Source organism: Glutamicibacter sp. NPDC090743, from assembly GCF_044769125.1.
Classification (GTDB): domain Bacteria; phylum Actinomycetota; class Actinomycetes; order Actinomycetales; family Micrococcaceae; genus Glutamicibacter.
The window spans coordinates 1-21,739 of the sequence record NZ_JBIVXE010000010.1 but is presented as its reverse complement, the minus strand read 5'-3'; the positions used below and the strand labels follow the sequence as shown (position 1 = coordinate 21,739).

Here is a 21,739-nt window from a genome sequence, read left to right as displayed (position 1 = left end):
ACCTCACTTTACTGCCAAGCGCGCTTTACAGTCAAGGGTGCTTTACATGGATAGTTAAAGTGCAGCGGCGCACCGTAATCGGTGCGCCGCTGGCGGTGATCCCCTCCAGGATCCCCGGAAGACCCCCCTTCCGGTCCGTCTACCGCCGGCTCAAGGAGCGGCGGTATCCGAAATCTTTATCCGAAGCGTCCGGAGACGTAATCCTCGGTGGCCTTCTGCTCCGGGTTGGAGAAGATGGCTGCAGTGTCGTTGTACTCGATGAGCTTGCCCGGCTTGCCGGTGCCCGCAATGTTGAAGAACGCGGTCTTGTCGCTCACGCGTGCAGCCTGCTGCATATTGTGGGTCACGATCACTACGGTGTAGTCGTTCTTCAGCTCGTTGATCAGGTCCTCGATAGCCAGAGTGGAGATCGGGTCCAATGCCGAGCAAGGCTCATCCATCAGGATCACGTCCGGCTTGACCGCAATGGTGCGGGCGATGCACAGGCGCTGCTGCTGGCCGCCGGAGAGTCCCGAGCCCGGCTTGTCCAGGCGATCCTTGACTTCGTTCCACAAGTTGGCGCCGCGTAGCGACTTCTCGACCAGGGCATCGGCATCGGACTTGGAAATCCGCTGGCCGTTCAGCTTCACTCCGGCGAGCACGTTGTCCTTGATGGACATGGTCGGGAACGGATTCGGACGCTGGAAGACCATGCCGATCTGGCTGCGCACGGTGACCGGGTCGACGCCGGCGCCGTACAGGTCATCGCCGTCCAGCAGGACCTGGCCCTCGACGCGGCCGCCCGGGATGACCTCGTGCATGCGGTTCAGGGTGCGCAGGAAGGTGGACTTGCCGCAGCCCGAGGGGCCGATGAAAGCGGTGACGGACTTCGGCTCGATGTTGATCGAGACGCCTTCAACGGCGAGGAACTTGGAGTAGTAGACGTTCAGGTCGTTGACGTCAATGCGTTTTGCCATGATGTAATCCTTGAAAAGTTCGGGTTTGTCCGGACCGGAGCCTTAGCTCAACGGCCCTTCTTTGGGGCGAAGATCGAAGCGACCAGGCGGGCGAGGAGGTTCAACGCCATCACCATGAAGATCAGCAGCAGGGCAGCAGCCCAGGCGCGCTGCACCGACGGGTCGATGTTCGTCGGGCTGGTCGGAGTCAGGATCTGGTAGTAGATGAAGGTTGGCAGCGTGGACATCCAGTTTGCGAAGACGTTCATGTTGATCTGGCTTGCGATGCCTGCGGTGACCAGGATTGGCGCGGTCTCGCCGATCACGCGGGCGATGGCCAAGGTGACACCCGACGCGATGCCGGAGATCGCGGTCGGGATGACGACCTTCAAGATGGTGCGCCAGCGGCGCACGCCCAGCGCGAAGGAAGCTTCACGCAGTTCGTTGGGAACGATCTTGAGCATTTCCTCGGTGGAGCGGACCACCGTTGGGATCATCAGCACGCTCAACGCGACCGCCGCGACGATGCCCATGCGGGCGTTCGGACCCAGGATCATGCCGAAGAAGGCCGCTGCGAACAGGCCGGCAACGATCGAAGGAATGCCGGTCATCACGTCGACGAAGAAGGTGATCGCCTTGGACAGCGCCTTGCCCTGCCCGTATTCCACCAGGTAGACAGCGGTCAGCATGCCCACTGGAACGGAGATCAAGGTGGCCCACAGGGTGATCAGCAAGGTGCCCATCACCGCGTGGTACGCGCCGCCGACTACCGGGGTGCCATTGGCGACGGATTCATTGTCCACCGCGCCGGTCACGCCGTTCATGGAGCTGAACAGGAAGTGGCTGTTCAGGCCCGGCATGCCCTTTTCCAGCACCGTATAGAGCACGGATACCAGCGGGATTACGGCGACGATGAACGCCGCGTAGATCAGGTAGGTCCACATCGCGTTCTTGCCGCGGCGCTTGCCTTCAGCTGCGGTGGTGATCACGGAAGCGGCCACCAGGAAGATGAGCGCCGAGTAGATGGCGAAGGAGGCAACGTTGAAGCCGGTCAGCGTGGACGCTGCCGCGCCGACAATGATGGCGCCTGCGGCGATCGCCCAGATGGCCCACTTCGGCAGCTTGCCCTTGGCCAGCGAGTTGCGCTTGCGTACCGGCGGAGTCGGCCGGCCAGCCATATTGCTCTGATTAGTCGTCATGGTGCTCATCAGTTAGCTCCCGAGAATTCCTTGTGGCGGGCGATGATTCCGCGGGCGATCATGTTCACGACCAAAGTGATCAGGAACAGGACCAGGCCGGCGGCGATCAGCTCTGCCAGGCGCAGACCGAAGGCCTCTGGGAAGTTCAACGCGATTTCCGCGGCGATCGTCTGGTTGCCGGTCTTGATCAACGATGGGATCAAGTTTCCGGTGGAGAGCACCAGGGCAACTGCCATGGTCTCGCCCAAGGCGCGGCCCAGACCCAGCATGACAGCTGAGATGATGCCCGGACGGGCGAATGGGATCACCGCAGTGGTGATCATTTCCCAGCGGGTGGCGCCCAGCGCCAGAGCGGCTTCCTCATGCAGCTTCGGAGTCTGCAAGAAGATTTCGCGGCTCAGCGAGGTGATGATCGGCAATACCATCACGGCCAGTACGATGCCGGCGGTGAGCATGGTCTTGCCGGTCTGGCTGGCCGGGCCCTCGAAAATCGGGATGAAGCCCAGGTTCTTGGCCAGCCATTCGTAGCCGGGCACTAGAGCCGGAGCGAGCACCATGTAGCCCCAGGCCCCGTAGATCACCGAAGGGATCGCGGCGAGCAGGTCGATCAGGTAGCCCAGCGGGCCTGCGACCTTGCGTGGAGCGAAGTGCGAGATGAACAGCGCCACGCCGATGCCGATCGGGGTGGCGATCAGCAGCGCGATAGCCGCTGCGATCACGGTGCCGATAACAATCGGCCAGATGTAAGCGAAGAATCCTGCGCCGCCGGAAATCTCCGCCGGATCGGCGAAGAACGTCGGCAGGGCTTGAATCAGCAAGAAGACCGCGACCGCGAAGAGCGTGATCAGGATCAGGACACCGGCGCCCAGGGCGGCACCGGAGAAGATCTTGTCACCAGCGCGGCCGGAAGTCGATGACTTGCTTGTCAAAGCATTGGTAGTCATGGCTAGAGCCTTTACGAAACGGGGGTGGTGCAGTTTTCACTGCGGGGGTGGAGGGGTACTGCTGGTGCGGGTGGGTGAGTTCGTCCACCCGCACCTGGTGCCGGTTGCCCGGCGGGGTACTACTCGGCGACGGTGATGCCGTCGATCGACTTCTTTGCCTTCTCGGCAATGGCTGCCGAGATCGGGGCGTTGCCTGCCGAAGCCTGCGCGGTCTTCTGGCCGTCTTCGGAGATGACGTAGTTGCCGAAGGTCTTGACCAGATCGGCTGTTGCCTGGTCCTTGTAGCTGCTGCAGAAGATGTGGTACGAAACCAGGACGATTGGGTAGGTGCCCGCTTCGGTGGTGTCGCGCTCCAGGTCCAGAGCCAGGTCGTTCTCGGCTGCGCCTTCAACTGGGGTTGCGGTCTCCAGGGCCTTGGCAGCTGCTTCAGCAGAAATCTTGGTGTATTCCTCGCCGACCTTCACGTTCACGGTGGACAGGCCGCCCACTGCGGAGAAGTCGGCGTAGGTGATTGCGCCGTTGGTGGAGGTGGTGGTCGAAACCACGCCAGAGGTGCCCTTGGCATTCTCCGACTGGATGTCGCTTGGCCAGTCGCCGGAAACATCGTAGCTCCAAACGTCAGCCGCTGCGGCCTTCAGGTACTCGACGAAGTTCTCGGTGGTACCGGACTCATCATTGCGGTGCACCACGGTGATTGCGGTGTCCGGGAGTTCAACGCCTTCGTTCTGCTTGGCGATAGCCTCATCGTTCCACTTGGTGATTTCCTTCTTGAACACCTTGGCGATGGTGGCTGCGTCCATGTTGATCTCTTCAACGCCTTCGAGGTTGAAAGCGATCGCGATCGGCGAAACGTAGGCCGGGATGTTGAATGCGCCTTCTGGGCCGCAAACTTCCTTGGCCTTTTCGGCTTCGTCTTCCTTCAGGTATGCATCCGAGCCGGCGAACTGCGCGCCACCTGCCAGGAATGCTTCGCGGCCTGCGCCGGAGCCATCTGGCGAGTACTGCACGTTGGCTTCCGGGTTGGCGGTCTTGAAGCCGGTGGTCCATGCTTCCATGGCCGAGTTCTGGCTGGATGCGCCGATGCCGGTCAGGGTTCCGGTGACACCGGATGCTGCCGACGCCTCGGCACCTTCAGAACCTGCTGCGGCGGTTGGGTTATCCGAGCCGCAAGCGGTCAGCGCGAGTGCCGCTACGGAAAGAACAGCAGCTGCGCTGCCAAAGCGATTGAGCTTCACGAGATTTACTCCCCATGTTGGTAGATCGATGTAAAACCTTCAGCGGCGTCTTCCCGCTTCATCTACGACGTTAAAGATCGAAAGTAACCAGCTCCCCCGGCAAAGGTGAACATAAGGTTAACAACATACCCGAAGCCAAGTGATCCTGCTCACCAGCGCAATATCCCGGCAGCTTCTGCCACCTGCCGCCGAACACGTGGAAGACTGAAGCCATGGCAACTGGGCGGAAAGTGAAGCGCATGCCAGCGCATCTATTCGGATTCATAGCGCAGCGCAATCGCGCTGGGCTGATACGCTCGCGCAACTCCCTGCCTAGAATCCTGCGCATGACGCTTGGCGCAATCGGAGCGTTTTGGATCGCCGAAAGCATCTGGGGACATTCCCAGCCGATTTTCGCAGCCACCAGCGCGCTGGTTTCCCTGGGCTTCGGCGCCTCCACCACCGTGCGCAAAACCGCCGAAGTCGCCCTGGGGTGCACCCTGGGGGTGGCGCTGGGCGATACCCTCATGCACTGGTTCGGGCAGGGGATCTGGCAGGCCGCACTGGTGATGTCGCTGAGTCTGGTCATTGCCCGCTATTTGGATTCCGGTGCCATCTTCTCCACCCAGCTGGGCATGCAATCGGCGCTGGTAGTGCTGTTGCCCATCAGCGCGGATGGGCCATTTGCCCGTTCCATCGATGCCCTGACCGGGTCCCTGCTTGCCCTGCTGGTGATTATTTTCTGGCCTACCGACCCGCGGCGCAGCCCGGTGTCCGCGTTATCGGATCTGTTCAAGGAGCTCTCCGAAGCGCTTTTGGAATGCGCCTGGGCCATCCGCGACGATGACCGGCGCGCAGCCTTCCACGCACTGATCAAGGCTCGCGGAACCCAGAAGTACCTGGATATGCTGCCAGCCGCCTTCCGCGCTTCGAAGGAAATCGCAACGATTTCCCCCACCGGACGGCGCCACCGCCATGAACTGAACCGGCTATCCAAGCGTTTCAACCACTACGACTGGGCCGCCCGCAACTCGCGGGTCTTCGCCCGGCGCCTTGCTTCCGTGCTCAGCAACAGCGCACTGACCCCGGAAGGCGCGCAAACCTTGGCTCCCCTGATGCGCGAGCTATCCGAGGCGGTCAACACCTTGGCGCACTCGGTGCGCGAAACCACAGTGGCTGGCCAACGCAAATACGAGAAGGCCGCCCAGCTGCAGCTCGAAGGCGTCGCCGCCCAGCTGGATCCGCGCGCCCTGGGAGTTGAGGGGCTCCAGGGCGAAGGCCTGGTCTTGCTGCTGCGCCCGATGGTGGTGGATCTGCTCGAAGCGGCAGGCCGCGAACACGAAGAAGCCATCGAAGTGCTGCCCAAGCTGTCCTGAACGAAAATGTCCGCATAGCTCGATAGCATTGAGCCATGGCCAAAACCTCCACTCGCAGCAAGTCTTCCGCATCGTTCAAATGCTCTGAATGCGGGTGGACCACGATTAAGTGGGTGGGCCGCTGCGGCGAATGCCAGGCCTGGGGCACCGTCGAAGAAGTGGGAGTCGTCTCCGCACGCACCGTAGCCGCGGCCAAGGTGGCCCACCCCGCCAAGCCGATCGCGCAGATTGACGGCTCCGAAGCGGCCTTCCGCCCCAGTGGCGTCTCCGAACTTGACCGCGTGCTCGGTGGCGGCCTGGTTCCGGCAGCCGCGATCCTGCTGGCCGGCGAACCTGGCGTGGGCAAGTCGACGCTGCTCTTGGACGTTGCCGCGAAAGCCGCGCAAACCGGCTTGCGCGTGCTCTATCTAACCGGTGAAGAGTCCGCCGCGCAGGTAAAGTCCCGCGCCGAACGCATCAACGCCATCGCCGATACGCTGTTCCTGGCCGCCGAAACCGACCTGGCTCTGGCCTTGGGGCAGATCCAGGAGATCGATCCGCAGCTGCTGATCCTGGACTCGGTGCAGACCTTCTCCTCGGCAGAGGTGGACGGCGCTGCCGGCGGCGTTTCCCAGGTGCGCGAAGTCGCTGCCTCGATCATCAACGCGGCCAAGACCCGAGCCATGTCCACCATCATGGTCGGCCACGTGACCAAGGAAGGTTCGGTCGCCGGCCCACGGCTGCTCGAGCACCTGGTGGACGTGGTCTGCCAGTTCGATGGCGAGAAGCATTCGCGGTTGCGCATCCTGCGCGCGCTGAAGAACCGCTACGGAGCCACCGACGAGGTGGGCTGCTTCGATTTGAATGAAGACGGCATTGAATCGCTGACCGATCCTTCCAAGCTTTTCGTCACCCGAACCCGCACCCCGGTGCCGGGCACCTGCATCACCGTCACGATGGAGGGCCGCCGGCCGCTGGTTGCCGAGGTGCAGACCTTGCTCTCGCGCAGCAATGCCCCTGCTGCCCGCCGGGCCACCAGTGGCTTGGATGCCGCGCGGGCGCAAATGGTTGTGGCGGTGCTGCAGGCCCGCGCGCATATGGATCTGTCGTCCATGGACTCGTATATCGCCACCGTGGGTGGCGTGAAAATTGCCGAACCCGCCTCGGATCTGGCCTGCGCGCTGGCATTGGCTTCTTCGATGAATGAATTCCCGCTGCCGCAGGACTTCGTGGCCTTCGGCGAAGTCGGCTTGGCCGGCGAAGTTCGGCAAGTACCAGAAATCTCACGGCGCATCACCGAGGCGCAGCGTCTGGGCTTCTCTTTCGCGATGGCTCCGGCCACCCCGGAACCGTTGAAGAATATCCCCGAGGGCATCCGCGTATTCCAGGTGGAGAACATCGCGCAGGCGCTGGATATTGCGTTTAACCAGCGACAGAAGCCCGCAGGATAAACTTGATTGTTGCTGCCCGCCGAAAGGACGCAAGTTGAAAGCGCACCCAACCCCCGGATTCCTTGCCGTTCTGGCCCAGATTGCCCCGGGTACCGAGCTCGCCCAGGGTCTTGAACGGATCCAGCGCGGCCGTACTGGCGCTCTCATAGTGCTGGGCCATGACAGGCTCGTGGAGTCGATCAGCTCCGGCGGCTTCAGGATCAACACCGAATACACGCCTACACGCATCCGCGAACTGGCCAAGATGGACGGCGCGATCATTCTGGACGGCACAGGACGCCAGATCCAGCAGGCCGGCGTGCAGCTGATGCCGGATGCGCAGATTGAAACCCAGGAGTCCGGCACCCGCCACCGCACGGCAGAACGCGTAGCCGCGCAAACCGGGTTCCCGACGATTTCGGTTTCGCAGTCCATGCAGACCATCACCCTCTATGCCGACGGCGAGCGCCATGTGCTCGAGCCAGCCGAGCGCCTGCTGGCCCGCGGCAACCAGGCTATTGCTACCTTGGAACGGTACCGCCACCGCCTGGACCAGGTCACCAGCGCCCTGTCAGCTGCGGAAATTGAAGATGTCGCCACCGCGCGGGAAGTGCTCGCTGTCTTGCAGCGCACCGAGATGCTGCGCCGTACCAGCGAAGAAATCTCCCGCTACGTGCTGGAGCTGGGCATCGATGGACGCCTGCTGGCGGCCCAGCATGCGGAATTGCTCTCCGGCATCCAGGCGGATAACCAGTTGCTACTGCGGGACTATTCCGACGCGGAAGGCCAGGAGCTGGATATCGAGCGTGCCCTGGAGACGCTGCATGAAGTTTCCGATGCCCAGCTCATTGAGCTTGATGGCCTGACCAAGATCCTGTTCCCGCACTCCACCATTGGCCAAGACGACCAGCTGACCCCGAAGGGCTACCGCCTGCTTTCGCAGATCCGCACGGTGCCCAAGCTGGTCGGGGACCGCCTGGTGGCGTCCTTCGATAACTTGCAGCTGCTCATGGCAGCGTCCACCAGCCAGCTCATGGAAATCGAGGGCGTCGGCGAGCAGCGTGCACGCTCCATCCGGGAAGGGCTGGCCCGCATGGCCGAATCCTCGCTGCTGGATCGCTACATCTAGGCCTTTTCACTCCAAGGTGAAGGTGACCGGCTCCGAAACGAAGTCGCCGATAGCCGCGGTGAACTTGTAGGTTCCCGGACGCGGCTGCACGCTGACCGACTTGCAACCGGGAGCGGAACGCTCGCGGTTCCAGGTGAAGCGCGCGTTCTCCTTCTGCCCCGGCTTGAAGGCCAGGTTCACATCTTCTGCGCCGTCCAGGCAATCGATGGTGGAGAAGATGCGGTCCGCGCCGCTGGAAACCAGGAACTCCTGCTGCGTGGTTCCGACGTTCAATTCGCATTCGCGCTTGGAAACATTTTCGATGCCCAGCAGCAAGGTCGGCTTCTTGTCCGAGGCGTAGCTTTTCGCATCGGTAGTCGCAGTAATCTCGACCTCGTCGCTCTTGCACTTCTTGGCCGCAGCTTCGTCGTCTTCCGGCTCTGGCGATGGCGAAGGAACCGACTGGGTTTGCTGGGCGCTTGGCTCATTGTCTGCAGTTTTCTTCTCATCAGGGGAGAACAATCCGGCCAGCGCAACGACGCCCCAGACAAGCAGGCCGACGAGCACCAGGGCAAGTACTGCCACGGTGATCCGCCTGCGCCGGTAGACGCTGGCCGATGGTTTCCCCCCTGATGCGTTGCTCATGGCTTAAGGCTAATTCATTTGCCTGCCCGAAGCCGGTAATGGCGTAGGATCCGGGGCAAATCACGTTCTGCAATCCATTCCCGCTGATTCCGGGCGGACGGTGCGCTGGCTTAGAGTGGTGGGGTGCAGCAAATCCACAACACCATCAACACCTGGTACCTAGAGAACGCCCGCGACCTGCCTTGGCGACGCCCCGGAGTGAGCGGCTGGGAAGTCATGGTCAGCGAGTTCATGCTCCAGCAGACTCCGGTAGTTCGTGTCTTGCCGGTTTGGGAAGAATGGATGCGCCGCTGGCCACGGCCGCAGGATCTGGCTGCGGAACCGCTGTCCGAAGCACTGAAAGCGTGGGGACGGCTGGGCTATCCGCGGCGCGCGCAGCGCTTGCATGCCGCCGCCGTGGAGATCACCACCGAGTACAACGGCGAAGTCCCGCGCACCGAAGCCGAGCTCCTGGCCTTGCCGGGCATCGGCTCCTACACCGCGGCCGCCATTGCCTGCTTTGCCTTCGGCGAGCGCACCGTTGTCGTGGACACGAATATTCGCCGCGTGCATGCACGGCTCTTCGGCGGCATGGCATTGCCCGAGCCAAGCCCGCGCGCCAGTGAATTCGCCCGGGCTGGAGAAGTCCAGCCCGAGGATCATCAGGCAGCGAATCTGTGGAATATTTCGGTAATGGAACTCGGTGCCCTGGTGTGCACCGCTCGCAGCCCGAAGTGCGAGCAATGCCCGGTCTTCCAGCAGTGCGCATGGATTGCCCAGGGGCAGCCGGCCCCGCACTACATCCCGAAGGGACAAGCTTGGAAGGGTACGGACCGGCAGGTCCGCGGCGCCATCATGGCGATCCTGCGCGAGCATGAGCAGGCGGTGCCAGAGCAGTCCTTCCTGGCCGAACTGTCCCATGAATCGCATGCAAGGTATGTGGCGCTTGACCAACTGCAAGCACCATTGGAGCAGCGTGAACGGGCACTGGCCGGGCTGCTCAAAGATGGCCTGGCGATCGCCGAAGAAGATGGAATCCGCCTGCCTTCGTAGCATCGGCCCGGAACGAGCCAGAAGCGGCTAGCTTTATGCCCTGATGCCTACCTATGCTTAGCCCATGAACGCTTCAGTTGATCCGGCCGCTGCTGTTCGCCACGTAGCCAAGCACCCATGGTTCGAACGCGCCGCACGCCTGGGATACGTCGCCAACGGCGTACTTCACGCAACCGTGGGAATCCTCGCAGCTTTCGTCGCTGCCGGCGGCAAGGCGGAAGCCGATCAGGGCGGAGCCATGGGCGCCTTGGCCGAGCAGCCTTTCGGCATGGTCTTGCTGTGGATCTGCGCAATCGGCGCACTATTGCTGGGCCTATGGTCCTTGGCGCAGGTCTTCTTGCCCGAAAACGAGCTGAAGGGCAGGCTCAAGTCCGCGGCCATCTCCGTATCATTCTTGGCTGTCGGCTTCACCTTTGGGCGGTTTGCGGTAGGAATTCCCAGTGATTCGGGAAAGACTGCCACCAGCTTCAGCGGAGAAATGATGGAGACCGGCCCTGGCCGGGGGTTGCTGATCGCCTTGGGCCTGGGGCTGCTGGCCATGGCTGGCTACTACATCTACAAGGGTGCCACCCGGAAGTTCTTGAAGGATCTCTCCGGTTCCGGAAATACCGAGGTATCGCGCGCGATCAAGTACTCGGGCATGCTGGGCTATCCTGCCAAGGGCGTAGTCCTCGGTGCCGTGGGCCTGCTCTTCATCGTGGCCACGGTACAGCGCGACCCGGAAGAGGCCAGCGGCATTGATGGCGCGCTGAAGGCCATCCAGGATCAGCCGTTTGGGCCGGTTGCCCTGGTTGCTATCGGTGCGGGCCTGGTTTGCTACGCGCTGTACCTGGTATTCCGTGCGCGCTACGACCGGATGGACTAGAAGTATCAGTCCAGCGTAATAATCATGCGGGTGTTGCCCAAAGTATTCGGCTTCACGCGGGCGAGGTCCAGGAATTCAGCAACGCCTTCATCCCGGGAGAGCAGGATCTCCTGGTATACCGCTGGATCCACGGCGCTCTGGTCAGCCATCACCTTGAAGCCTTGGCGTATGAAGAAATCCACTTCGAAGGTCAGGCAGAAGACGCGGCCAACCCCGACTTCCCGGGCACGTTCCAAGAGTTCGGAGAGCAGGACATGGCCTACGCCCTTGCCACGCAGCTCGCCCGAGGTCGCCAAGGTACGGATTTCGGCGATGTCTTCCCAGATGACGTGCAAACCGCCGCAGCCGACAACATTGCCGTCCGCGTCCTCGGCAACCAGGAATTCCTGGATGGACTCGTAGTAGGTGACCGCTTCCTTATCCAGCAGGATCCGTTCCTCGGCCAACGGGCGCACAAGATTGCGGATAGCGTTGACATCACTGGTTCTGGCTGAGCGGACGGTAAAAGAGTTCACGTTCTAAATCCTATGCCCCACCGTTTGCAGAATCGAAGCAGATGCCGGATATGTCATTGAAGGAACATCCCGCAACACGGCGTGCCAAGATAAACTTGAACATTGAAGTCGCATTGGAGCAAGGATGAGGATGCCAGCTAGAACAGCACGCCCCGGATTCGGGTTGCTTGCCATCCTCCTATCCGCCGTCGGCATCGCTCCCCTGCTTAATTACGGGTTGAACGCCACCAGCGACCTGGTCATCAGGGATTTGGGAATCACCGAATCCCAGTTCGGCCTGTTGGCGACAGTGTGCTTCGGCTGCGCCGCACTGGGTAACGCCGTCTTCGGGAAGTTCTCCGACAGGCAACCGGATACCAGGCTGATCCTGCTGATCTTCGGCACGACGGCGGTCGCGCTGGGCTTGGCAGCCATTCCCGCAGGCTACGTCTTGCTCCTGGCGGCTTCCGGCCTGGCCGGCTTCGCCCAGTCATTCCCCAACGGGGTCACCAACCGCATTCTGGCCCAGCGCGTCCCTAGTGCCCAGCGCATCACGTGGACTGGCATCAAGCAGTCTGGCGTGCAGGTTTCGCAGCTCGTAGGCAGCGTGGGGTTCCCGCTGCTGGCTGCATTCATTGGCTGGAACGGAGCATCGCTGGCCGGCGCCGTGCTCGCCGCGGTCCTCGCGGTGATCGCTGTACGGGTTATCCGCGCATCCCCCATGCTCGCCGCGCCTGCCCCGCAGAAGGCGGCAGCGGGCGCGAGCCAGCCGGTGGCTGCGGCCGCCCCCTCCACGAAGTTCGTCATTTTTGCGCTGGCCCTATTCGGTTTCATCAACGGTGTCGGCGTACAGGCAACCAACGTCTACCTGGCGCTCTTTGCGGTCCGCGAGCTGGACTTCTCCTTGGTGGCTGGCGGCCTGACCGCCGCGGTCGCTGGCGTCATTGGCGTTTCCGCCCGCGTCGGATGGGGGCAGATGATGTCACGCGGCGTATCAGCGCCTAAGCTCTTGCTGCTGCTGGCGTCGCTGGCCACTGCGGGCGGTGCCAGCTTCCTGATGGCCCAGCAGCTGCACTCGGTGGCCTTGCTCTGGCTAGCGGTCTGCCTGCACGGGGCCTCGGCCCTGGGAGTTTCGGTAGTGCTGATGGCGGGCTTGCTGCGGGTGATCCCCGCAAGCCGCCTGGGAAGTGCCAGCGGAATCGTCTCGGCGGGCCAGTTTGGCGGTTTCACCGTGGGGCCCTTGGCCATGGGCCTGCTGGTCGGCTCGGCCGGTGGCTTCACCGCGGGCTGGATCACCGTCACCGGGATCTACCTGTGCTCAACGGTGCTGGGTGCATTCCTTGTCCTGCGAGCCAGGAACCGGGGCTAGCCGGTGGATGCCGAAGCGCTGAAAACCCTGGCGCACCTGCGCCGGGCCAGGGACCTGATGGACCGGCACTATGCGGAACCATTGGATGTGCCTGCGTTGGCCCAGCGTGCTTCCATGTCTCCTGCTCATTTTTCCAGGGAGTTCAAGCGGGCCTATGGCGAAACCCCGCATGCCTATTTGCTCACCCGCCGTATCGAGCGCGCCATGCATCTGCTGCGCGCATCGGTCTCGGTAACAGATGCTTGCATGCAAGTGGGATGGACCTCTCTGGGTTCCTTCAGCACGCGCTTCACCGAAGTGGTCGGCGAAACTCCCTCGTCATACCGGGAACGGGACCATTCAGCCACCGAGCAGATCCCTGCCTGCATCGCCAAGATCCTTTTGCGTCCCGAGAGATTCTGAGCAGTTTTGAAGAAGCGCTATCTGGTCGGCGCTCCCTAGGCTGGAGCCATGGCAAGCATTTCAATCAATCATGTCCCTTTGACCGTGCTCGATGTGGATGAGGCGCTCGCGTTCTACCGCGATGCGCTGGGCTTCACGGTCCTCTCCGATGTCGCCAACGGCGGCTTCCGCTGGGTGTCCCTTGGCGGCTCCGACGGCGCCGGCACCAGCCTGGTGCTTTCGGCTCCGGGCGCTGGCCGGTCAGCTGCCGATGCGCAGGCCTTGGCCGAGCTGGTAGCCAAAGGCGCGATCGGCCCGCTGGTGCTGTCCACCAATGATCTGGACAAGGTCTTTGAAACTTTGAGCGCGTCGGGCGCTGAAGTCCTGCAGGAGCCAATGGACCAACCGTGGGGTCCGCGCGATTGCGCCTTCCGCGATCCTTCGGGAAATATGGTCCGTATCAACCAAGCAGTTCAGGGAGAAGAAGCATGAGCAGTTCAGAACAAGAAGGCTTTTCAGCCGCTGAGAAGGCCGCGATGAAAGAGCGGGCCGCTGAGGTGCGCACTTCGAAGAAGCGCATGACCAAAGCCGAGAAGGCGGAACAGGCCCGCAAGGAAGTGGAAGAGAAGATTGCTTCCTTCGAGGGCAACGACAAGGTGCTTGCGCAGAAGCTGCACCGGATCATCACCGAGACGGCTCCGGAATTGGAGCCGAAAACCTGGTATGGCATGCCCGCTTACGCTTTGGACGGCAAGATCTTGTGCTTCATGCAGGATGCCAAGAAGTTCGGTACCCGCTACCTGACTTTCGGCTTCAACGATGTTGCGCAGCTGGATGAGGGCACCCTATGGCCCACCTCGTTCGCCATTACCGCGCTTGATGGGCAGCTCGAAGAAATGCTTGCCGAGTTGGTAGCCAAGGCGGTGGCACGCTAAGTCCAGCACGCCCGGAGGGAATCGATTGCTCTTCAGGCGTCGAGGCTTTCTTGCTCCGCCTGGGGCAATGCCTTTGCCAGCAGCGAGGCGGAAAGCGCGAAGACCCCGATCAGCCCAAGCAGTCCCATGCCAATAGGCAGGGTGCCTTGCTGCGCGGCGTCTTCTCCCATGGCAGCGAGAAGCATGGCAGCGCCCAGTCCGAGGATTCCGAAGCCAGCGGCCAGGAAGCAGACCACAATCGATTTCGGTCCCGGGTTCCAGTGCCCCAATGAGGTGAAGTCGCGGTAGGCAATGATGCCGATGGTAATACTGAGCGTGCCCGCGGCACCAATCACCAGCACCACCAGCCACGTTGGGCCGTATCCGGCTCCGTCGGTGCCGGCATGGCGCACCAATTGTCCAGGAAGCTGGGGACGGAGGAGAAGGTACAGGGCTGAATAGGCCATGACTGCGAGGCAGGAAGCGGCAATCAGCTGTTGCCCTTTGCTTCGCTTCTTCATGTGTTGAGCCTACGACATGGCCGGATTAAAGCCAATAGCCGTGGAACTGAACGTTGTCAGTTCCACGGCTATGGGTTATGCCTCTGCGGCCTAGCTTTCCAGTGCTGCCGGTGCCGGCTCGCCTTCCAGCTGGCCGGTGCCGCCTTCAGCGTGGAAGACGAACTTGCGGCTCTCGCCTTCGCCCTCGACGTCGACGGTGACCTTCTGACCCGCAACGATCTGGCTGAAGAGGATGCGCTCGGAGAGCTGGTCCTCGATATCGCGCTGGATGGTGCGGCGCAGCGGGCGGGCACCCATTGCTGGATCGTAACCGCGCTGGGCCAGCAGGCTGCGGGCAGCCTGGGTCAGCTCGATGGTGATCTCGCGTTCTTCCAGGCGCTTGGCCAGGCGTGCGATGAACAGGTCGACGATTTCTTCGATCTCGTCCTGGTTCAGCTGCGGGAAGACCACGGTGTCATCAACACGGTTCAGGAATTCAGGGCGGAAATGCTGACGCAGTTCTTCCTGGACCTTGGCCTGCATGCGCTCGTAACCGGTCTTGGTATCCGCGGCCGACTGGAAGCCGGTCATCACACCCTTGGAGATGTCGCGGGTACCGAGGTTGGTGGTCATGATGATGATGGTGTTCTTGAAGTCCACCACACGGCCCTGGGAGTCGGTCAAGCGGCCGTCTTCCAGGATCTGCAGCAATGAGTTGAACAAGTCGGCATGCGCCTTCTCGACCTCGTCGAAGAGCACTACGGAGAACGGACGGCGGCGGACCTTCTCGGTCAGCTGCCCGCCCTCTTCGTAGCCGACGTAGCCCGGAGGAGCACCGAAGAGCCGGGAAACGGTGTGCTTCTCCGAGTATTCGGACATGTCCAGGGTGATCAGCGCGTCTTCTTCACCGAAGAGGAACTCTGCCAGCGCCTTGGCCAGCTCGGTCTTGCCTACACCGGTTGGGCCGGCGAAGATGAACGAACCACCTGGGCGGTTCGGATCCTTCAGGCCTGCACGGGTACGGCGGATCGCCTGGGAGATGGCCTTGATCGCCGAGTCCTGGCCGATGACGCGCTTGTGCAGCTCGTCTTCCATATTCAGCAGGCGCGTGGACTCTTCCTCGGTCAGCTTCACAACCGGGATGCCGGTGGAGTTGGCAAGTACCTCGGCAATAAGGTCCTCAGTCACCTCGGAGACTTCGTCCATGTCGCCATTGCGCCAGGACTTTTCCTTCTCGTTGCGGGCCTCAATCAGCTTGGATTCCTTATCGCGCAGCGAGGCAGCCCCTTCGAAGTCCTGCGCGTCAATCGCAGCTTCCTTCTCCAGGCGCACGGTGGCGATTTCCTCGTCCATTTCCTTCAAGGCCGGAGGAGCGGTCATGCGCTGGATGCGCAGGCGTGCGCCCGCCTCGTCGATCAGGTCCACGGCCTTGTCCGGCAGGAAGCGATCGGAGATGTAGCGGTGCGCCAGCGTGGCAGCGGCCTGCAGTGCACCATCGGTGATGGTCACGCGGTGGTGCGCCTCGTAGCGGTCGCGCAGGCCACGCAGGATCTGCGTGGTCAGCTCTACCGAAGGCTCCTTGACCTGGATCGGCTGGAAGCGGCGCTCAAGCGCTGCATCCTTCTCGATATTCTTGCGGTACTCATCCAAGGTGGTGGCACCGATGGTCTGCAGTTCGCCACGAGCCAGCATCGGCTTGAGGATCGACGCGGCATCGATGGCGCCCTCGGCGGCACCAGCACCAACGAGGGTGTGGATCTCGTCGATGAACAGGATGATATCGCCACGGGTGCGGATTTCCTTGAGGACCTTCTTCAGGCGTTCCTCGAAGTCGCCGCGGTAGCGGGAGCCGGCCACCAGGGAACCGAGGTCCAGGGTGTACAGCTGCTTGTCCTTGATGGTCTCGGGCACATCGCCGCGCACGATTGACTGGGCCAGGCCCTCGACTACTGCGGTCTTGCCGACACCAGGCTCGCCGATCAGCACCGGGTTGTTCTTGGTACGGCGCGAGAGGACCTGCATGACGCGTTCCATCTCGTGCTCGCGGCCAATCACTGGATCGAGCTTGCCCTCGCGGGCAGCTGCGGTGAGGTTGCGGCCGAACTGGTCGAGCACCGCCGAGCCTGCCGGGGTGCCTTCCTGCTGTCCGCCCGAGCTGACGCCAGCGGAGGCAGTTTCCTTGCCGCCCTGGTAGCCCGAGAGCAGCTGGATGACCTGCTGGCGCACGCGACCGAGGTCAGCGCCCAGCTTCACCAGTACCTGGGCTGCGACGCCCTCGCCCTCGCGGATCAGGCCGAGCAGGATGTGCTCGGTACCAATGTAGTTATGCCCCAGCTGCAGCGCTTCGCGCAACGAGAGCTCCAAAACCTTCTTGGCGCGAGGAGTGAACGGGATATGACCGGAAGGCGCCTGCTGGCCCTTGCCGATAATCTCCTGAACCTGCTCACGAACGGCACCCAGCGAAATATTCAGCGACTCAAGCGCCTTTGCGGCGACACCGTCGCCTTCGTGGATTAGACCGAGCAACAGGTGCTCGGTGCCGATGTAGTTGTGGTTGAGCATGCGCGCCTCTTCTTGGGCGAGCACGACAACTCGACGGGCACGGTCGGTAAATCTCTCAAACATCTTCGGCACACTCCTTGCTTACCAATAATTCGATGCTACGCACCAAGCGCCGGCAATGCGCCCTTGTTCGCCACAGGGATAACCGAAGCGGTCCCCTGGTACCGGAAATCCGTAATTGAGGTGCAATTAATTTCCGGATTTACTTGGCTCACCAGTATTGCGATCTTCAATGAAAGTATTGGATGAATTACGAACGTCGTTATAAGAATAAGAGCCGGCACGCATTGCGTGCCGGCTCTTATATTGAGACTTGTTGAAATCCCCGCAAATTACTTCGCGCGGTTTCGCCCGCCCTTGCGCATTGCAGCATTGTAGGCATCTACAACTTCTGCATTAAGGCGTCCGCGTGCGTTGACCTTGATGTTGTTTTCCTTCGCCCATGCGCGGATTGCTGGAGCTTCGCTCGCTGCAGTCTGCTTCGACGAGCGCGCCGCATCGATGTACGGCTCGATGGCTGCATGGAACTGAGCAGCATGCTCGTCGTTCAGGTCGATTTCAAAATGCTGACCAGCGACGCTGAATGCAATAGATTCAGTCGCCTCGCTACCATCAATATCGTCGATCAGGGCAATTTGAACCTGACGTGCCATTTAGGAATTCCTCCGAGCTTGAATGTACTGGACCAACTGACATTCGATCATCAGCCCATTTCAAACAACAAGCATATACAAATAGCCGCACTAAACTCTAATTATCATCAGAATTCACAAGGTTCTTTCAGGAAAGACTAATTCTCGTTTACTGGATTATTAGAATCCGAGCGATTTTGAATTAGCGCATCAGCTTCAGCTTCAGCTTGGCGTTCTTTTCGATCCGCGTTTGTAATTGCTTTCATCACGTACCAGAAAAGCAGCGCCAGGCCGATTGTCGGGACGATCGCCTCAATATATGGCATTCCTATGCCTCCGGCTTTAGGAGTGGGAACAGAATAGTTTCACGAATACCGACGTTGGTGAAAAGCATAACCAGACGATCGATACCCAAACCGATACCGCCCATCGGCGGTGCACCGTATTCCAATGCACGAAGGAAGTCTTCGTCAAGCTGCATTGCTTCCGGATCGCCGCCAGCAGCCATCAGGGATTGCTCGGTCAGGCGCTCGCGCTGGATCACCGGGTCAATCAGCTCGGAGAACGCGGTACCGCGCTCCATGCCGCCGATGATCAGGTCCCAGGCCTCGATGACTCCCGGCTTCGAGCGATGCGGGCGTGCCAGCGGCTGTGCCAGTGGCGGGTAGTCGCACACGAAGGTCGGGTCGATCAAGGTCGGCTCGACGATTTCGCCGAACAGCTCGATGACCAGCTTCTGGGCGCCCCAGGCCGGATCGATCTTCACTTCGTGCTTCGCAGCGACTTCGCGCAGTACCGAAGCTTCGGTTTCCGGGGTGATCTCCACGCCGACAGCTTCGGACAGGCCAGGGTAGACGCTGACCCAGCGCCATTCGCCGTCCAAGTTAGCGGTGCCCTTGGGGGTCTCGATGGTGCGGCCGGCGCCAATGGCATCAGCGGCATTGAGAATGATTTCCTTGATGCGATCGGCCATGACGTACTGGTCGGCGTAGGCTTCGTAGGATTCCAAGGTGGTGAATTCCGGCGAGTGGGTCGAGTCGACACCCTCGTTGCGGAAGATGCGCCCCACCTCGAAGACGCGGTCGACACCGCCAACGACGCACCGCTTGAGGTACAGCTCGGTTGCGATGCGCAGGGTCATTTCCTGGTCAAAGGCGTTCAGGTGCGTCTTGAATGGACGGGCCGAAGCGCCACCGTGAACCAGCTGCAGCATCGGGGTCTCAACCTCGACGTAGCCGCGGTTCTCCAGGGTGTTGCGTACGGCGCGGACGATCGCGGCGCGCTTGTAGACCATTTCGCGGGCCTCGTTGCGCACGATCAAATCGGCGTAGCGCTGGCGCACGCGGGTCTCTTCATTCAGATCGGCGTGCAGCACCGGCAGTGGGCGCAGGGCCTTGGAAGCCATTTCCCAAGCGTCTGCCATGATGGACAGCTCGCCGCGGCGCGAGGAGATGACCTTGCCGGTCACGAACACATGGTCGCCCAGATCGACGAGCGACTTCCACTGGGCCAGGCGCTCTTCGCCAACGTTGGCAAGCGAGAGCATGACCTGCAGGCGAACCCCTTCGCCCTTCTGGCCGCCTTCCTGCAAGGTGGCGAAGCACAGCTTGCCGGTGTTGCGCATGAAAACGATGCGGCCGACGATGCCGACGACGTCTTCGGTCTCTTCACCAGCTTCGAGGTGCTCGTACTTGTCGCGGATTTCCTGCAACGAGTGGGTGCGAGCTATGCCTACCGGGTAGGCTTCCTCGCCCTTGGCCAGCAGCTGGTTGCGCTTATCGGTGCGCACCTGTCGCTGGTCGTTTGGATCTGGGGCCTGTGCGGAATTATTTTCGGAAGTCACAATAGACCATTCTACGTGTCGTGGCGTGCAGTTGAAGCCCTTCATGATCAGCCTTACACAGTGATCTTGGCCCGCAACGCAGGATAGGGCAGGGGCAAAGCTGGCTTTGCCCCGGCCCTATCCATTCAGTTATGCGGTTTACCAGATTTCTACGCGGTCAGCTGGATCCAGCCACATGCCATCGCCGGGCTTGGTGCCGAAGGCCTCGTGGAAGGATGCCAGGTTCTTCGGCACCTGGTTGCAGCGGAACTCCCCGGGTGCATGCGGGTCGGTGGTCACGCGTACCACCGCGGTCTCCGGTCGAATCAGCGTGCGCCAGCATTCGGCCCAGGAGTAGAAGAAGCGCTGGTCTCCGGTGATGCCGTCGATCACTTCATCTTCCTGTATGCCAAGGGCGGCCAGCTCGAGCTTGTAGGCCTTGTAGGCAATGCCCAATCCACCGAGGTCGCCGATGTTCTCGCCCAAGGTCAGCGCACCGTTGACGTTGTGTTCCGGGGCTTCTGAAGGGGACAGCGCGTTGTACTGGTCCACCAGCTTGGCGGTCAGCTTCTCGAAGGAAGCCCGGTCCTCATCGGTCCACCAATTGGTCAACTGGCCAGTGCCATCGAACTGCGAGCCCTGGTCATCGAAGCCGTGGCCGATTTCGTGGCCGATGACCGCGCCGATGCCGCCGAAGTTCGAGGCGATGTCGCGGTTCACGTCGAAGAATGGCGGGCGCAGGATTGCCGCTGGGAACGCGATTTCGTTCAGCAGCGGGTGGTAGTAGGCGTTTACCGTCTGGGGGAACATGAACCACAGTTCGCGATCCACCCCGTCATCGATCTTCTTCAATTCACGAGCGAACTCGAATTCGTTCGCCGAGGCAATATTCGCGATGACGTCCAGTTCATCAGCCTGGATGGCAGAGTAGTCGATCCATTGGTTCGGGTAGCCGATCTTCGGACGGAACTTGGAAAGCTTATCCAGTGCCTTTTCGATGGTCTCCGGGCCCATCCAGGACAGTTCGCTGATCGAGATGCGGTAAGCCTCGATGAGCCGCTGGACCAGCGCGTCCATGGCGTCCTTGGCCTCTGCAGGGAAGTGCTCAGCCACGTACAGCTGGCCGATGTCTTCGCCTACAGCACCTTCGGTGAATGCGACACCTCGCTTCCAGCGTTCCTTGAGCTGTTCCACGCCACCGAGCTTGGCCGAGTAGAAGGAGAAATTCTCATTGACGAATGCGCTGGACAAGTAGGGAGCGAACGAGCGCAGCACCTGGACCCGCAACCAGTTCTTCCAGGCATCCAGCGGCTGGGAGCCGAATAGCTCAGACAATCCCTGAAGGTAGCTTGGCTGCCAGACGACAACTTCGCTGTAGTACTTCGGCTCAATGCCGGCGCCTGCCAGCCAGGTCCTCACACCCGGGAAAAGCGCGGAAAGCTCCTCATCGGACATCAGGTTGTAGCGTGCCTGAGCATCGCGGACCTTGACCCGGTCCCAGTGATGCGAGGCCATGGCCTTCTCGAGCGCTACGACATGTGCGGCCGCGGCTTTGGCATCAGCAATACCGCCAAGGGCCAGCAGGCGGCCAAGGTGGTCCTGGTAGTCGGATACGGTTTCAGCGAACTGCTCTTCGCGATAGTAGGACTCATCAGGCAGGCCCAGGCCGCCTTGCAGGAAGGTCAGCAGGTTCCGGTCCGGATTGCCGGCGTCGTTCATCGCGCCGATATCCATGAAGCCGCTGATGCCTTTGCGCTGGAAGAAACCGCATACTTCGAGCAGCTGTTCGGTGTTCTGGATATCCGAAATAGTATTCAAGAAGACAGCAACCGGATCGGCACCGCGTTCTTCGATAACGGCTTCATTCATGAATGAGCTGTAGAGGCGGGCAATGCGCTGGGTGGCGGCGTCAGTTTCTGCACCGGAATCGACCTTCTGTACTGCTTCATTAATGATTCCGTGGACCGCAGCCTCAGCCTGGTCGCGGAGTTCCATGAAGGAACCGTAAATTCCTTGATCTCCTGGAATTGTTGCTGTCTCGAACCACTTGCCATTGCTATGGCGGTAGAGATCGTCCTGGGGACGAATTGAATCGTCGCGGTATGTCAGTGGACTCGTAGTCTCGGTGGTCAAGGAAAGCCCCTCGTGTAGAAGATCTTGTTATTTCTACTACACACCTTATCTACATCCATGAAGATAGGAAGGGTGAGGACCGCCGATGCGCGTACGGCTTAAATAGTCTAGTTAAACAGGTGAGGCCCCGGCACCAAACGGTACCAGGGCCTCAAACCATCTACTCAAGTTAAGTCCGGCGGTGACCTACTCTCCCACACCCTCA

The 21,739-nt window shown here is 61.3% G+C and carries 21 protein-coding genes; 9 read left to right on the top strand and 12 right to left on the bottom strand.

The window, feature by feature from the left end; translation table 11 throughout:
• Positions 1-176: 176 nt before the first annotated feature.
• The 4 genes from pstB to pstS form a co-directional block, all read right to left on the bottom strand.
• Positions 177-956, bottom strand: coding sequence for a phosphate ABC transporter ATP-binding protein PstB (gene pstB, locus ACIQTS_RS17225; protein WP_105659000.1), 780 nt, complete (start codon positions 954-956; stop codon positions 177-179).
• A gap of 47 nt (positions 957-1,003) precedes the next feature.
• Complete coding sequence (gene pstA / locus ACIQTS_RS17220; protein ID WP_402474078.1) at positions 1,004-2,143, bottom strand: phosphate ABC transporter permease PstA; 1,140 nt, start codon at positions 2,141-2,143, stop codon at positions 1,004-1,006.
• On the bottom strand, positions 2,143-3,078 hold the full coding sequence (gene pstC, locus ACIQTS_RS17215) for a phosphate ABC transporter permease subunit PstC (RefSeq protein WP_105659002.1): 936 nt from the start codon (positions 3,076-3,078) through the stop codon (positions 2,143-2,145). Before pstC ends, pstA begins: the two co-directional genes overlap by 1 nt.
• 119 nt (positions 3,079-3,197) lie before the next feature.
• On the bottom strand, positions 3,198-4,313 hold the full coding sequence (pstS, locus tag ACIQTS_RS17210; RefSeq protein ID WP_402474076.1) for a phosphate ABC transporter substrate-binding protein PstS: 1,116 nt from the start codon (positions 4,311-4,313) through the stop codon (positions 3,198-3,200).
• A gap of 326 nt (positions 4,314-4,639) precedes the next feature.
• Here pstS and ACIQTS_RS17205 point away from each other — a divergent pair, with 326 nt between their 5' ends.
• From ACIQTS_RS17205 to disA, 3 genes are read left to right on the top strand one after another with little or no spacing between them, the layout of a single operon-like run.
• Positions 4,640-5,668 carry an aromatic acid exporter family protein gene (locus tag ACIQTS_RS17205; RefSeq protein WP_286134711.1) on the top strand — a complete coding sequence of 343 codons (1,029 nt, stop codon included), beginning with the start codon at positions 4,640-4,642 and terminating at the stop codon, positions 5,666-5,668.
• Between the two features lie 35 nt (positions 5,669-5,703).
• Positions 5,704-7,098, top strand: a complete 1,395-nt coding sequence (radA, locus tag ACIQTS_RS17200) for a DNA repair protein RadA (protein ID WP_105659005.1) — start codon at positions 5,704-5,706, stop codon at positions 7,096-7,098.
• A 34-nt stretch (positions 7,099-7,132) separates the two neighbouring features.
• Complete coding sequence (gene disA, locus ACIQTS_RS17195) at positions 7,133-8,206, top strand: DNA integrity scanning diadenylate cyclase DisA (RefSeq protein ID WP_105659006.1); 1,074 nt, start codon at positions 7,133-7,135, stop codon at positions 8,204-8,206.
• Between the two features lie 6 nt (positions 8,207-8,212).
• Here disA and ACIQTS_RS17190 read toward each other — a convergent pair whose 3' ends face one another.
• Entirely contained in the window at positions 8,213-8,830 is a 618-nt protein-coding gene (locus ACIQTS_RS17190; RefSeq protein WP_402474073.1) for a hypothetical protein, read from the bottom strand.
• Positions 8,831-8,953: 123 nt separating this feature from the next.
• Between ACIQTS_RS17190 and ACIQTS_RS17185 the strand changes: the two genes are divergently transcribed.
• Both ACIQTS_RS17185 and ACIQTS_RS17180 read left to right on the top strand, forming a co-directional pair.
• Positions 8,954-9,862, top strand: coding sequence for an A/G-specific adenine glycosylase (locus ACIQTS_RS17185; protein ID WP_402474070.1), 909 nt, complete (start codon positions 8,954-8,956; stop codon positions 9,860-9,862).
• 64 nt (positions 9,863-9,926) lie between these two features.
• A complete protein-coding gene (locus ACIQTS_RS17180; protein WP_400291534.1) occupies positions 9,927-10,727 on the top strand; it encodes a DUF1206 domain-containing protein in 801 nt (266 codons plus the stop codon).
• Positions 10,728-10,732: 5 nt separating this feature from the next.
• Here the strand turns inward: ACIQTS_RS17180 and ACIQTS_RS17175 are convergent, their stop codons facing one another.
• A complete protein-coding gene (locus ACIQTS_RS17175) occupies positions 10,733-11,242 on the bottom strand; it encodes an amino-acid N-acetyltransferase (protein ID WP_105659010.1) in 510 nt (169 codons plus the stop codon).
• Between the two features lie 130 nt (positions 11,243-11,372).
• Here ACIQTS_RS17175 and ACIQTS_RS17170 point away from each other — a divergent pair, with 130 nt between their 5' ends.
• Genes ACIQTS_RS17170 through ACIQTS_RS17155 form a run of 4 tightly spaced genes read left to right on the top strand, consistent with a single transcriptional unit; the run spans position 11,373 to position 13,906 of the window.
• Positions 11,373-12,590: an MFS transporter gene (locus tag ACIQTS_RS17170; RefSeq protein ID WP_402474067.1), complete on the top strand. Its 1,218-nt coding sequence runs from the start codon at positions 11,373-11,375 to the stop codon at positions 12,588-12,590.
• A 57-nt stretch (positions 12,591-12,647) separates the two neighbouring features.
• Positions 12,648-12,992 carry a helix-turn-helix transcriptional regulator gene (locus ACIQTS_RS17165; RefSeq protein WP_219844379.1) on the top strand — a complete coding sequence of 115 codons (345 nt, stop codon included), beginning with the start codon at positions 12,648-12,650 and terminating at the stop codon, positions 12,990-12,992.
• A gap of 48 nt (positions 12,993-13,040) precedes the next feature.
• On the top strand, positions 13,041-13,463 hold the full coding sequence (locus ACIQTS_RS17160; RefSeq protein ID WP_105659013.1) for a VOC family protein: 423 nt from the start codon (positions 13,041-13,043) through the stop codon (positions 13,461-13,463).
• Positions 13,460-13,906 (top strand): iron chaperone, encoded by a 447-nt coding sequence (locus tag ACIQTS_RS17155; protein WP_105659014.1) that lies wholly within the window; start codon positions 13,460-13,462, stop codon positions 13,904-13,906. Before ACIQTS_RS17160 ends, ACIQTS_RS17155 begins: the two co-directional genes overlap by 4 nt.
• Positions 13,907-13,938: 32 nt before the next feature.
• Here the strand turns inward: ACIQTS_RS17155 and ACIQTS_RS17150 are convergent, their stop codons facing one another.
• The 6 genes from ACIQTS_RS17150 to ACIQTS_RS17125 form a co-directional block, all read right to left on the bottom strand.
• Entirely contained in the window at positions 13,939-14,406 is a 468-nt protein-coding gene (locus ACIQTS_RS17150; RefSeq protein WP_402474064.1) for a hypothetical protein, read from the bottom strand.
• A gap of 90 nt (positions 14,407-14,496) precedes the next feature.
• Positions 14,497-17,010: an ATP-dependent Clp protease ATP-binding subunit gene (locus ACIQTS_RS17145; RefSeq protein ID WP_105659016.1), complete on the bottom strand. Its 2,514-nt coding sequence runs from the start codon at positions 17,008-17,010 to the stop codon at positions 14,497-14,499.
• Between the two features lie 269 nt (positions 17,011-17,279).
• The gene (locus ACIQTS_RS17140) at positions 17,280-17,600 is read right to left on the bottom strand and encodes an Lsr2 family protein (RefSeq protein WP_105659017.1); all 321 of its coding nucleotides are present in this window, start codon (positions 17,598-17,600) and stop codon (positions 17,280-17,282) included.
• A 137-nt stretch (positions 17,601-17,737) separates the two neighbouring features.
• Positions 17,738-17,905: a hypothetical protein gene (locus ACIQTS_RS17135; RefSeq protein WP_166650875.1), complete on the bottom strand. Its 168-nt coding sequence runs from the start codon at positions 17,903-17,905 to the stop codon at positions 17,738-17,740.
• A gap of 2 nt (positions 17,906-17,907) precedes the next feature.
• Positions 17,908-19,467, bottom strand: coding sequence for a lysine--tRNA ligase (gene lysS, locus ACIQTS_RS17130; protein ID WP_402474060.1), 1,560 nt, complete (start codon positions 19,465-19,467; stop codon positions 17,908-17,910).
• A 93-nt stretch (positions 19,468-19,560) separates the two neighbouring features.
• Positions 19,561-21,534: a M13 family metallopeptidase gene (locus tag ACIQTS_RS17125; protein WP_402474058.1), complete on the bottom strand. Its 1,974-nt coding sequence runs from the start codon at positions 21,532-21,534 to the stop codon at positions 19,561-19,563.
• Between the last annotated feature and the right edge of the window lie 205 nt (positions 21,535-21,739).

Coding starts and splice junctions, on each gene's coding strand:
- pstB (WP_105659000.1), bottom strand. CDS start 956: ATGGCAAAACGCATTGACGTCAACGACCTGAACGTCTACTACTCCAAG.
- pstA (WP_402474078.1), bottom strand. CDS start 2,143: ATGAGCACCATGACGACTAATCAGAGCAATATGGCTGGCCGGCCGACT.
- pstC (WP_105659002.1), bottom strand. CDS start 3,078: ATGACTACCAATGCTTTGACAAGCAAGTCATCGACTTCCGGCCGCGCT.
- ACIQTS_RS17205 (WP_286134711.1), top strand. CDS start 4,640: ATGACGCTTGGCGCAATCGGAGCGTTTTGGATCGCCGAAAGCATCTGG.
- radA (WP_105659005.1), top strand. CDS start 5,704: ATGGCCAAAACCTCCACTCGCAGCAAGTCTTCCGCATCGTTCAAATGC.
- ACIQTS_RS17190 (WP_402474073.1), bottom strand. CDS start 8,830: ATGAGCAACGCATCAGGGGGGAAACCATCGGCCAGCGTCTACCGGCGC.
- ACIQTS_RS17180 (WP_400291534.1), top strand. CDS start 9,927: ATGAACGCTTCAGTTGATCCGGCCGCTGCTGTTCGCCACGTAGCCAAG.
- ACIQTS_RS17170 (WP_402474067.1), top strand. CDS start 11,373: ATGCCAGCTAGAACAGCACGCCCCGGATTCGGGTTGCTTGCCATCCTC.
- ACIQTS_RS17165 (WP_219844379.1), top strand. CDS start 12,648: ATGGACCGGCACTATGCGGAACCATTGGATGTGCCTGCGTTGGCCCAG.
- ACIQTS_RS17160 (WP_105659013.1), top strand. CDS start 13,041: ATGGCAAGCATTTCAATCAATCATGTCCCTTTGACCGTGCTCGATGTG.
- ACIQTS_RS17155 (WP_105659014.1), top strand. CDS start 13,460: ATGAGCAGTTCAGAACAAGAAGGCTTTTCAGCCGCTGAGAAGGCCGCG.
- ACIQTS_RS17150 (WP_402474064.1), bottom strand. CDS start 14,406: ATGAAGAAGCGAAGCAAAGGGCAACAGCTGATTGCCGCTTCCTGCCTC.
- ACIQTS_RS17145 (WP_105659016.1), bottom strand. CDS start 17,010: ATGTTTGAGAGATTTACCGACCGTGCCCGTCGAGTTGTCGTGCTCGCC.
- ACIQTS_RS17140 (WP_105659017.1), bottom strand. CDS start 17,600: ATGGCACGTCAGGTTCAAATTGCCCTGATCGACGATATTGATGGTAGC.
- ACIQTS_RS17135 (WP_166650875.1), bottom strand. CDS start 17,905: ATGCCATATATTGAGGCGATCGTCCCGACAATCGGCCTGGCGCTGCTT.
- lysS (WP_402474060.1), bottom strand. CDS start 19,467: ATGAAGGGCTTCAACTGCACGCCACGACACGTAGAATGGTCTATTGTG.